The sequence below is a fragment of the Actinomyces oris genome, assembly GCF_001937665.1.
GTDB classification, from domain to species: domain Bacteria; phylum Actinomycetota; class Actinomycetes; order Actinomycetales; family Actinomycetaceae; genus Actinomyces; species Actinomyces stomatis.
In genome coordinates, this window is the sequence record NZ_MSKL01000010.1 from 89,734 (window position 1) to 100,831 (window position 11,098).

Genomic DNA, 11,098 nt, shown 5'->3' on the forward strand with positions numbered 1-11,098 from the left:
TCTCCGGGAAGGAGAGGATCAGCCCCTCACGTTGGCCCCGGTGGGGGAGGTGCCCAGGGCCGCCGCCTCCTAGCGTGGAAGGCATGAAACTCGCAACATCGTTCACCGGCACCCGGGGGGTGCGCTATCCGTCCCCGGATGTGGCCCGTGGCTTCATGCTCCTGTTCATCGCACTGGCCAACATCCCCTTCTGGACCGGCGTGACGCACTCCTCCGCTCCCGCCGACTCCGTCGACACGGTATGGCTGTGGGTGCGCTCCCTCCTGGTCGACTCGCGGGCCTACCCGCTGTTCGCGATGCTTTTCGGCTTCGGGCTGGTCACCATGGTCAACCGGCGTATCGCCTCAGGCACCACGTCCTATCTCAGCTCCCTGCCCGGTGTGGAGGCCGGCCGTGAGCCGACGTCGCAGGAGGAGGCCTGGGCCCGTGAGCAGGCCACCGTTGATGCGCGTCGCCTGGTGCGGCGTCGGGGTCTGTGGATGATCCTCTTCGGCGCCGTACACGCCGTGCTGTTCTCCGGTGACGTCATCGGCTCCTACGGCCTGGCAGCCGTTGTCTTCGCCGGGTGGATCACCCGCAAGCACTGGAAGCGGGCCGCGGTCGTCTGCGCCGTCATCGTCGTTGCCGGCACCGCCGGCATGCTCGCCATCGGCAGCCTACTGGCCTCCCAGGGCATGGCCTCGCACCAGGGAGCCGGCGGCTCGACCGACACGCTCGTGTCCTACGTCTCCCAAGGTCTCGTCTCCTGGGGCGGAAGCCTGATCTCAACGATGTTCCTCTCCATGATCGTTCCGGCGATGTTCCTCGGTGCCCGCCTGGCCGATACCGATCTCATCATCCGCCCCGAGCGCCGCAGCCGGCTCCTGGTCTCCATCGGCCTGGGTGGTCTGGGGATCGCGGCCGCAGGCGGTATCGGGTTCGCCATGTGGGTCACGGGTGGCCCCCTGACCGCCTGGATCCTGCCGCTTCATGCGGTCACGGGCGTGGCCGGGGCCTGTGGTTGGCTGGCGCTGCTGGCCCTCTACGCCGGCGGGCCGAGGCCGGACGGCCGACTCACGGGCCTGCGCCGGCTGGCCTCCAATGTGGGCCGCCGCTCCATGACGGCATACCTCTCCCAGACCTTCCTCTTCGCCATCATCTTCCTGGCCCTGCCCGCCCTGACCGGCATCGAGCTCCACCTGGGTGAGGCCCGGGCCGCAGGGATCGCAATGGGAGTCTGGCTGGTGACGGTCGGCCTGTGCGCCGCCCTGGAGCGCGGCGCTCACGCCGGTCCCTTCGAGACCCTGCTGCGCACCGCCGTGGCCCGCAGCGAGCGCAGGCGTGGGGTGCCGGCTCCTCCGACCCAGGCATGTCCGGTCGGCACCTCCGCCACCTACGATCTGGCGCGTTGACAAGCCTGAGTACAGGTTGGCGCTCAGGGCAATGGGGAGGGCTTCCCCGTGGCCCCGGTGGCTCCCTGTCCTCGCGCCCTTCCGGGAATCCGTACGGTGGAACGGCCCGATGGCCGCCTTCAGGGTGCGTCGTCGCGCCATGTCCTGAGGACTGTGAGTCGCCTCGCAGAATGTGAGGGTTGACCTGTTCGTTTCACAGGGCTTCGGAGACGCGGTAGCCTGCCTGCGTCCCCAACTCTGAAGGAAGCGAACAGTCCTCATGACTCAGCCCCCCAACCCCGGTCAGCCCTTCTACCAGCAGCAGCCCTCCGCCCCCTCGGCTCCGGCCTCTGGGCAGCCCTACCCGCCCCAGCAGCAGTTCCAGGGAGCCCCTGGCGCCCCCAGTGCTCCTGGTGCTCCCGGCGCGCCGGGGCAGCCCTTCGCTCAGGCGCCCTCAGGTGAGTCCCTCGTCGCCAGCCTCTTCGACACCTCCAAGGAGTTCGTGACGAAGTACAGCCGGATCGTGTTCATCGTCGCCTCGATCGCCGTCGGCCTGGGGTGGCTTGGAACCGGTTACATGGGAGGCAAGATGGGTGCTGTGGCCAGCGCGCTTTCCGACCCCCGCAACTACGACGGCTCCACCTTCGACGGTCTGTCCTTCGTCCTGAGCCTTCTGTTCTCCGCTCCGGCGTTCCTCACGGTTCTCTTCATCATCCGCCTTTTCATTGAGCTGGTGTCCAACTCCTCCAAGACGAGCCAGCAGGCCTGACTCGACGCTCTGCTCCATCGGAGTGGCCCTCGTGCCCGAAGCCGGCCTCCTGACGGCCGCCAACCATGCCGGTTGGCGGCCGTTAGTCGTTAGTGACCGATGTGCGGGAGCCGGGCTCGACCTCGCCCCTGGGCAGCTCGAGGACAGCCGTCAGTCCGCCGGTCGGGTTGGCACTCAGACGGAGCTCGCCGCCGTGGGCGGTGGCCACGGCCGTCACGATCGCCAGGCCCAGCCCATGTCCGGAGCCACGGGTCCGTCCTCGCCCCTCACCGCGAACGAAGGGCTCGCGCAGCGAGTCGAGCTTGTCCGCCGGTACGACGGGGCCGTCGTTGCGGATCGTCAGCCGGACGGCCCCGTCCAGGCGTGCCATGTCCACCGTGATCCGGCCGCCCTCGACGTTGTACCGGGCCGCATTGCGCAGGAGGTTGGAGACGCTCTGGCGCAGGAGGACCGGGTCGCCCGGCACCTGGACGGGCCGCAGGTGGGAGGAGACGCGCAGGTCCCTCTCGGCGATCTCCGGGGCGATGAGGCCCAGGGCGTCACGGACCGTCGCCTCCATGTCCACCTCCTCGTGGGCCAGCTTCCCGGACTGGGCGTCGGCCAGGTCCAGCAGGGCGTCGATCGTCTCCCGGTTGGCGCGATTCGTCTCCAGCACCCGGGTCAGCACCCGGCGCAGGTCCTCGGTCGAGGCCTGCGGGTCGGACAGGGCGACGTCGATCATCGTCTGCGTGGTGGCCAGGGGTGTGCGCAGCTCGTGGGAGGCGTTGGCCGCGAACCGGCGGTGGACGGAGAAGGAGCGCTCCAGGGAGGCCAGCATGTTGTCGAAGGTGTCCGCCAGGTCGTGGATCTCGTCGCGAGGGCCGGACAGGTCCAGCCGCTGGCTGAGGTCGCCCGAGGCGGCGCGCTTGGCCGCCGCATTCATCGAGGACAGCGGCTGCAGCATCCGCCCCGCCAGGATCCAGCCGACGGTCCCGGAGAGAACAACGAGCAGCGCTAGCGCGCCGACGGCCGAGCGCATGATGCTGCTGAGCAGATCGAACAGGTTCGTATCCACCTTGGCGGCCTCGCCGACCTGCGAGGCCGGTACGGCGGCGGTCTCCCCGACCGGACCACCGATCTCGATACTGAGCGTGACGTAGCGCGTGTAGAAGTAGACCAGGGCGATGAGGACCACGCCGGCGGCCGTCACCATCCCGGCGTAGGTCAGGGTCAGGCGTGCCCGGATACTCAGGTGCTGAGCACGACGCAAGCGCTCCGTGCGACCCGGTCGGGCCTCATGGGCATCGCGGGCGTCACGGGACCCGCTGTCGGCGCCGTGCTGCGCCGCGTCGTCGGCCCGGGTCGCCTGAGCCCCCTGCCCACTCATGCGCTGAACCTGTAGCCCGCACCGGGGACCGTCTGGATCACCCGCGGCTCACCGAGCTTGCGACGCAGGTGGGAGATCGTCACCCGCGTGGAGTTGGTGAAGGGGTCGGCGTTGGCGTCCCAGGCCTTCTCCAGCAGCGTCTCAGCGCTGAGGACCCCGCCCTCGGCCTCCATGAGGACCTGGAGGACCGCGAACTCCTTGGGGCTCAGGTGAATGAAGCGCCCGTCGCGGTAGACCTCCCGGCGGAAGGGGTCCAGACGCACCCCGTGGGCCTCGATGACCGGGGTGCGGGCCGGCTGACTGCGTCGCCCCAGGGCCCGCAGCCGAGCCACCAGCTCGGGGAACTCGAAGGGCTTGGTGAGGTAGTCGTCCGCCCCGAGCTCGAAACCGCCCACGCGCGCGTCCAGCGTCCGGGACGCGGTGAGCATGAGAACCCGTGTGCTCGGGTGCTCGGCGACGACCCGGCGGCAGACCTCGTCGCCGTGGATGACCGGCAGGTCCCGGTCCAGGACGATGATGTCGTAGTCGTTGATCGCCACCTGCTCCAGAGCGCTGGCCCCGTCGCCGACGACGTCGACGGCCATCGCCTCGCGCCGTAGCCCGGTGGCGATGGCCTCGGCCAGGTACTCCTCATCCTCCACGATGAGTACGCGCATAGCCCTGTGTCTCCTTCGCTGTGGTGTATGCAGCCGGTTCTATGAGCGAACCAGCCCTCGTGTTGCCACAACATAAGCGAAATCGTGAACCTCGTGGCAACACCGCTCCCGGTTGGCTGTTCCCCGAACGAACGGGCGTCACCGCACCCCGACCCACGTGAGCCGAAAGGACCCTCTCCCATGAAGAAGCCCCTCAACACCCGGATCGTCGCCCGCGCCGCCACGGTACTGACCTGCGCCGTGTGCGCCGTCGGACTCATGACCGGATGCTCCCAGGGCTCGAAGACGGACTCGGCCGCCTCCGCCTCAGCCACCAGCGGCGACGAGTACCTGCTCAAGATGGCCAAGTGCATGCGGGACAAGGGCATCGACGTCTCCGATCCCGACTCCAACGGCAACATGCAGTTCCCCGACACCGAGGCCGCCAACAAGGCCGCCCAGGAGTGCGAGCAGACCGTGGGCCCCGCCCCGGGCACCGAGGACCTCGCCAAGCCCGAGACGCAGCAGGACCTGGTCAAGGCCACCGAGTGTCTGCGCAAGGAGGGCTACGACATCCCCGACCCCGAGCCCGGCAAGGGCATCCAGCTCAACGGCGACATCCCCCAGGACGTCATGAACAAGTGCTTCTCCCAGATCGGGAACAAGTAACGCGGCGCCCCCGGGTGCCGACAGACCACAGGCCCGCGCGACCGGGCCGCCGCGCAGACACACTCAGACAGGCATACACATGGATCAGACCACCACCTCCACTCAGGCCGACGGCGGCTCGACCGGTACCGCGGACAAGCCGGGCACGGTGCACCGCACCCGACGCCGGGCCTTCCTGGCCATGGGGGCCGCCGCGGTCCTGGCCGCGGGCGCGGGCGCAGGCGCCTTCGCCTCCAAGTCGGGCCCCTTCGCGGCCAAGGCCAAGCCGACGACGTCGACCTTCAGCGGAGCCACCGACACCATCACCAAGGGGGACCTCCAGGGGCACACCTCCGTGACCGGTACCCTGCGCTACTCCGACTCGCGCAAGTTCAAGTCGGGCTTCGAGGGCGTTCTCATCCAGGTGCCCGCCTCCGGGACCGTCCTGACCCAGGGCGACGTCCTCTACCGCACGGGTACCGAGACCGCCTACCTCATGCGTGGCAACTTGCCCGCCTGGCGCAGCTTCGAGGCCGGCATGGAGGACGGCGAGGACATTCGCCAGCTCGAGACGGCCCTGAGGGACCTGGGGTACTTCGACTACGAGCCCGACGACCACTTCAGCTGGGCCACCACCAGCGCCATCATGAAGTGGCAGAAGGAGCTCGACCTGCCCCAGACCGGGACCATCCCACTGGGACGCGTGGTCTTCACCTCCGGGGACCTGCGCGTGGGGACGGTCACCGCCCGGCTGGGGGACCGGGTCGCTGCCGACACCGAGCTCTACGACGTCACCTCCACCACCCAGGTGGTCGACGCCAACGTCAAGCTCTCCGACCAGAAGCTCGCCGTCGTCGGCACCGCCGTGACCATCAAGCTGCCCGACGCCAAGACCACCACCGGGAAGATCACCTCCGTGGGCACACCCACCGAGAAGTCCTCCGGCTCCGGATCGGGATCCGGCTCCGGTTCCGGCTCCGGGTCCAGCGACTCCAAGGAACGGGTCATCCCCGTCACCGTCACCCTCGCCGACGCCTCGGCGACCGCCAACTTCCAGGAGGTCTCCGTCACCGTCGACCTGCCCAGCGAGAAGCGGACGGGCGTCCTGTCGGTGCCGGTCGGGGCCCTGCTGGCCCTGAGCACTGACCAGTACGGCGTTGAGATCGTCGAGTCCAACGGCACCACCCGCAAGGTGCCGGTCACCATCGGGCTGTTCGCCGGTGGGCGCGTGGAGGTCTCCGGCGAGGGCATCTCCGAGGGGCAGCGAGTGGTGGTGCCGCAGACATGAGCCGCATCCTGTCCCTGCGTGACGTGCAACGAACCTACGGGGAGCCGCCCGTGGCCGCCTGCGCGGGCGTGAGCCTGGATATCGACTACGGCGAGTTCGTCGCCATCGTCGGCCCCTCGGGCTCGGGCAAGTCCACGCTCCTCAACCTCATCGGCACCCTGGACCGGCCCAGCGCGGGCACTGTCGAGATCGACGGCGTCGACGTCGGCTCCCTGTCCGACGCCAAGCTCTCGGCCCTGCGGGCCAGCCGTATCGGCTTCGTCTTCCAGCAGTTCCACCTGGCGGACGGAGTCAACGCGGTCGACAACGTCGCCGACGGCCTGCTCTACAGCGGGGTCCCCCGCTCCGAACGGCGCCGGCGCGCCCGGGCCGCCCTGGAGCGCGTCGGCCTGGCCCACCGGCTCGACCACCGCCCCCACCAGATGAGCGGTGGCGAGCGCCAGCGGGTCGCCATCGCCCGGGCCGTCGTCGGCGAGCCCCCGCTGCTGCTGGCCGACGAGCCCACGGGAAACCTCGATTCCACCTCCGGGGCCTCGATCGTCGAGCTCCTCCACGAGCTCCACTCTCAGGGCACCACGATCATCGTCATCACCCACGACAACGAGCTGGCCGCCCAGCTTCCCCGGCAGATCGCCATCCGCGACGGTCGGATCGTGGGGGACTCAAGCCAGAAGGAGATCGTCCATGACGACGTCTACGCTCCGGCGTGACCGCGACCGCAACGGCCAGGCCGGCGGATCCGGTCGCCGGCTCCAGCGCTCTCGGCTGCGCCTGGCCGACGTGCTGCGCCTGGGAGGCACCGGCATCAGGGCGCGCCCCACCCGTGCCTTCCTGTCCGCCCTGGGAATCGCCATCGGCATCGCCGCCATGATCTCGGTGGTGGGCATCTCGGCCTCCAGCCGTGCCCAGCTGGCCGCACAGCTCGACTCCCTGGGGACCAACCTGCTGACGGCCACCGCCGGCCAGGACCTCTTCGGCAACTCCTCCTCCCTGCCGCAGGACACCGTCGGCAAGGTCCGGCTCATCGACAACGTCCAGAGCGCCTCGAGCACCGGCCTGGTCAAGAACTCGCTGGTCTACCGCACCCCGTTCATCGACAAGAACGCCTCCGGCGGTATCACCACCCTGGCCGCGGACAAGTCGCTGCTCGACGTCGTGGCCGGGCAGGTGGACAAGGGGGCCTGGCTCAACGAGGCCACCAGCAAGTACCCGGCCACGGTCCTGGGGCAGACGGCGGCCCAGCGCCTCGGTGTCGTCTCACCGGGAACCAAGGTGTGGATCGGAGGCAACTGGTTCACCGTGGTCGGCATCCTCAAGCCGGTGGTGCTGGCTCCCGAGCTCAACAACGCCGCCCTCGTCGGTCAGGGCGTGGCCAGCGACCTGCTGGGGCACGACGCCAAGCCGACGACGGTCTACACGCGCAGCCAGGACGCAGCCGTCTCCACGGTGCGCAAGGTGCTCGCTCCGTCGATCTCGCCGCAGGCCCCCAACGAGGTCAAGGTCTCGCGCCCCTCGGACGCGCTGGAGGCCAAGAACGCGGCTGACAAGGCCTTCACCAGTCTGCTCCTGGGCGTGGGCTCGATCGCCCTGCTCGTCGGTGGCATCGGGGTCGCCAACACAATGATCATCTCAGTGCTCGAGCGCCGACGGGAGATCGGGCTGAGACGTTCCCTGGGCGCCATGCGCGGACACATCCTGGTGCAGTTCATGACGGAGGCACTGCTGCTGGCCTCCCTGGGCGGTGCCCTGGGCTGCGTCATCGGGATCGGGGTGACTGCCGGGATGGCGGCCGCCAACGGCTGGCCCTTCTCCCTGCCGGTGATCGCCGTTGCCGGGGGACTGGGAGTCACCATCGTCATCGGCGCGCTGGCCGGCGTGTACCCGGCTGTTCGGGCTTCCCGCACTCCTCCGACCGCCGCGCTCAACGCGCAGTAGGCGAGCGCCGACACTCCGAGGGGAGGCGGATGAGACGTCCCGGTGGGAGACAACTGGGCCCCGCGGTGGTGGCGCCGGACTGTGGCGGCCGGTGTCCTAGAGAGAGGTGGGGAGAGCCCAGGTGAGCCGGGATCGCGTGAGGGCCCCGCACGGTTCAGTGCGGGGCCCTCACTCCTGCGATCAGAAGACCGCGGTGCCTAGGGGTAGGCAGGCTCTCAGCTGGATCACTCCGTGCCGAGCTTGCCGTCGACGGCGTCGCGGGCGGCGTCGATCTTGTCGTCGTACTTGCCGCCGGTCACCTTCTTGGCCGCATCGGCTGCGGCGTCCAGTGCCTTGTCGCTGATCGCCTCGGCCTTGTCGGAGCTGAGAGTGTCACCGGCCTTCTTCGCCAGGTCATCAAGTCCCATCTGTATCTCCTTCCGTCGGGTGGCCAGACGTCGGATGACGACGGCCTCGTCTGAATAGTGCCAGGTTTGCGCACCTGCGTCATCTGAGGGCGGTTCGGCCGCCGGTCTGCGGGAGGGGACTGTGCATGGGGGCATTGTGCGCGGCCGGGGACTTTCTCCCGCGGCCGGGGACGTTCGACGCCGTCGGGGACGAGAATCCTGTCCCCGAACGCGCAGGATGCCCCCACCGGGAGGGTTCCGCACCCGTACGCGCAGAATGTCCCCGCCTGGACTCCGGGGGTCCATCGGGACGGTGCCTCACCACTGCCAGGTGGGGCGGGCGGGGGAACCTGCGGCGTCGGCCAGGAGGACGGCCTCGCGCATGCGGCGGGTCAGGAGGGACAGGACGAGCCGGTAGGAGTCCTCGACCATGTCGGCGGCGTCGTCCGCACGATAGTCGGGGCTGGTGAGGTCGATACTCACCCAGTGCCGCTTGGACTGGTGGAAGCCCGGCTCCACCCACGCGTAGGCGGCTCGCACGGCGACGACGTCCTCGGGGTCGAGCTTGACGTTGGCCAGGAGGCGGCCGTCGGTGTGGGGGATGAGCAGCAGGAAGAGACGAGAGCCCACCGAGGCGACGGGGATGTCCCACTCGGGCTTGTGCCCCGCCCAGGCGCCGGGCAGCGTGGCCGCACTGGCCAGGAGCCCGTCGCGGCGGGCGGTCACGGTGGCCTCGTCGACGCGCCTGTAGGGCTCGTCGGGGTGAGGGGTGCGGTGGAGCGGCGCGGTCATCGACGTCGAGCCTACGTTCTCCCGGCGGCTGGGGACATTGTGCGCGGTCGGGTGCGGCCCGCTCCGGGCGGGGACGTCCTGCGCGTAGGGTGACAGGATTCTGGTCCCCGGGCGCGTGAACCGCCCCTGGTCGCACAGGAATGTCCCCGACGGCGTCGAATGTCCCCGGCCGTGGAGGGGGCAGTCACCGGCTGAGGGAGAAAGTCTCCGGCCGCGCGACATGTCCCCGCCCGGAGCGACACGCCCCTGACTGTGCTCAGTGGATCGTGTCGAGGATTGTGTTGCTGATCTGCTTCGCCTCTTCCGCAGAGCCGGCGGACACGTAGATCGACGCGTAGTCGCTGGGACCGCCCGAGGACTTCGAGGTCGGAACCATGATGAGGGTCCCATAAGCCTTGTTGCCGGCCACTTCCAGCGTGTAAGCCGCCACCGCGGCTTCTCCCGTCGCGGTCTGCTTGGTGGAGTACTCCGTGAGGGTTGCGCTCTGCCGGGTGAGGAGTGACGTGACCTCATTCTCGGGAGGGGTGGAGTTCAGAGGCAGGGTCTGAGAGGCCATGTTGACGTTGTTGTAGAACCCGGAGGCGCCGGCTTCCTTGGCGCGGTAGACGATGTCGAACCCGGCGTTCTGCCGGTCGAGCGCGGCGGCGTCGATGCCCATTGTCTGGGCGATCTGCTCCTTCTCCGCGGAGTCGAGGTTCTTGAGGTCCTGCCAGTCCTTTGGGATCGCGAAGGTGAGGCTGACGCTGGAGCCGGAGACCTCCTGGCTGTCGGCGGGGACGGGCTTCGCCGAGGCGGCGGCCTGTCCGGAGGAGGTGCTGCTGGCGGAGGCATCCCCGTCCTTACCGTCCTTGTCCTTCTTCTTGTCCTTGTCCTTCTCCTTGGCCTTGCTCGTCTTCGAGTCGGAGGCGGCCGAGCTGGATGTGTCGGAGCCCTGAGTGTCCTGAGAGCAGGCGGTCAGAACGGGGGCTGCGGTCAGAGCAAGGCCGGCCAGTACGGTCGCGGCGGTGCGCATGGGTTTCATGATGCTCCAGTGGGTGGGTGCGAATGTGTCGGTCAGGACATCACGTTCTGCTGGGAGTTCTCGATGGAGACGACTCCCCATCGTGGGCTGAAGGAGGGCTCGCGGTGGCTGGGCCGTGGGGAGGTCGTCGTCGCCTCCGCCTGTCAGTGGGCGGTCGCGATGATGGTCTCGGTGATCTTCTTCGCGTCGTCGAGAGAGGTGGAGAAGACGAACACGCGGGCGTAGTCCCCGGATGACGTGGGCAGGTAGAGCACGGACCCGTAATCCGCCTTGCTGCGCGGGGAGTGGGTGAAGGTCCCCTTGATCCCCTGCCCGTTGTGGGTCTGGATCGCCTCGACCGTATCCATCGACACCCGGTCCTGTTTCGCGGCGTCGGCGAAGACGTCCCCAACGTTCATCTTCGCGTTCTCCTGGCGCTCGTTGTCGATGTAGACCCGCGGTGAGAACGGCTGCCCCGGGGCGGACCCGGCGGTCCTGAACACCTCGTAGGAGTCGAGGTTCGCCTTGAGGGCCTTGTTGTCATCCGTGCCCAGGTCCTCAGCCAGGGGGATGAGCTCGGTGGCGGAGTAGCTGGAGATGTCCCTCCAGTCGGCGGGCAGTGCGATGGTGATGTGGGCCGAGGTGGAGGTGACCTCGGCGTAGCCCTCGGGGATGGCTGGGGTGGTGGGGCCGGCCGGAGGGGCTGTCGGTGCTGTGGGCGGGCCCGACGACGCGGCGGAGCCCCCGGAGGCGCGGCACCCTCCCAGTGCGACCGGACTGAGAAGTGCCAGAGCGACCATGGTGGCGCTGACGATCCGAACCGGTGATCTCGTCGCCATCGCGGTCCTCCAAGGTCGGCTCTTGGGGCGGGAGGCACCATCCTAACTGGTTAATTACGGCCCTACCGGC

Annotated in this window: 12 protein-coding genes; 6 read left to right on the top strand and 6 right to left on the bottom strand. The window is 69.1% G+C overall.

Translation table 11 applies throughout. The annotated features are described in order from the left end of the window. The first annotated feature begins 83 nt into the window (after positions 1–83). Positions 84–1,391 (top strand): DUF418 domain-containing protein, encoded by a 1,308-nt coding sequence (locus BKH28_RS05260; protein WP_075417810.1) that lies wholly within the window; start codon positions 84–86, stop codon positions 1,389–1,391. Positions 1,392–1,650: 259 nt separating this feature from the next. Next, on the top strand, positions 1,651–2,139 hold the full coding sequence (locus BKH28_RS05265; protein ID WP_075417811.1) for a hypothetical protein: 489 nt from the start codon (positions 1,651–1,653) through the stop codon (positions 2,137–2,139). An 82-nt stretch (positions 2,140–2,221) separates the two neighbouring features. Here BKH28_RS05265 and BKH28_RS05270 read toward each other — a convergent pair whose 3' ends face one another. Further along, on the bottom strand, positions 2,222–3,505 hold the full coding sequence (locus tag BKH28_RS05270; RefSeq protein ID WP_178388832.1) for a HAMP domain-containing sensor histidine kinase: 1,284 nt from the start codon (positions 3,503–3,505) through the stop codon (positions 2,222–2,224). Then, the gene (locus tag BKH28_RS05275) at positions 3,502–4,161 is read right to left on the bottom strand and encodes a response regulator transcription factor (protein WP_075417812.1); all 660 of its coding nucleotides are present in this window, start codon (positions 4,159–4,161) and stop codon (positions 3,502–3,504) included. Before BKH28_RS05275 ends, BKH28_RS05270 begins: the two co-directional genes overlap by 4 nt. Positions 4,162–4,341: 180 nt before the next feature. Between BKH28_RS05275 and BKH28_RS05280 the strand changes: the two genes are divergently transcribed. The 4 genes from BKH28_RS05280 (at position 4,342) to BKH28_RS05295 (ending at position 8,011) form a co-directional block, all read left to right on the top strand. Continuing rightward, the gene (locus BKH28_RS05280; RefSeq protein ID WP_075417813.1) at positions 4,342–4,809 is read left to right on the top strand and encodes a hypothetical protein; all 468 of its coding nucleotides are present in this window, start codon (positions 4,342–4,344) and stop codon (positions 4,807–4,809) included. A 79-nt stretch (positions 4,810–4,888) separates the two neighbouring features. Further along, positions 4,889–6,076: an efflux RND transporter periplasmic adaptor subunit gene (locus BKH28_RS05285; protein WP_075417814.1), complete on the top strand. Its 1,188-nt coding sequence runs from the start codon at positions 4,889–4,891 to the stop codon at positions 6,074–6,076. After that, positions 6,073–6,786 carry an ABC transporter ATP-binding protein gene (locus BKH28_RS05290; RefSeq protein WP_075406978.1) on the top strand — a complete coding sequence of 238 codons (714 nt, stop codon included), beginning with the start codon at positions 6,073–6,075 and terminating at the stop codon, positions 6,784–6,786. The genes BKH28_RS05285 and BKH28_RS05290 overlap by 4 nt, the downstream gene beginning before the upstream one ends. Then, a complete protein-coding gene (locus BKH28_RS05295) occupies positions 6,761–8,011 on the top strand; it encodes an ABC transporter permease (protein WP_081380049.1) in 1,251 nt (416 codons plus the stop codon). The genes BKH28_RS05290 and BKH28_RS05295 overlap by 26 nt, the downstream gene beginning before the upstream one ends. Positions 8,012–8,235: 224 nt before the next feature. On the opposite strand, the gene BKH28_RS05300 is transcribed toward BKH28_RS05295, so the two are convergent. The 4 genes from BKH28_RS05300 to BKH28_RS05315 all read right to left on the bottom strand — a co-directional run bounded on the left by BKH28_RS05300 (position 8,236) and on the right by BKH28_RS05315 (position 11,028). Then, the gene (locus tag BKH28_RS05300) at positions 8,236–8,418 is read right to left on the bottom strand and encodes an Rv0909 family putative TA system antitoxin (RefSeq protein ID WP_075417815.1); all 183 of its coding nucleotides are present in this window, start codon (positions 8,416–8,418) and stop codon (positions 8,236–8,238) included. 297 nt (positions 8,419–8,715) lie between these two features. Continuing rightward, entirely contained in the window at positions 8,716–9,189 is a 474-nt protein-coding gene (locus tag BKH28_RS05305; RefSeq protein WP_075417816.1) for an MmcQ/YjbR family DNA-binding protein, read from the bottom strand. A 256-nt stretch (positions 9,190–9,445) separates the two neighbouring features. Then, complete coding sequence (locus BKH28_RS05310; protein WP_256695497.1) at positions 9,446–10,201, bottom strand: hypothetical protein; 756 nt, start codon at positions 10,199–10,201, stop codon at positions 9,446–9,448. A gap of 152 nt (positions 10,202–10,353) precedes the next feature. Continuing rightward, complete coding sequence (locus BKH28_RS05315; protein WP_075417818.1) at positions 10,354–11,028, bottom strand: hypothetical protein; 675 nt, start codon at positions 11,026–11,028, stop codon at positions 10,354–10,356. Between the last annotated feature and the right edge of the window lie 70 nt (positions 11,029–11,098).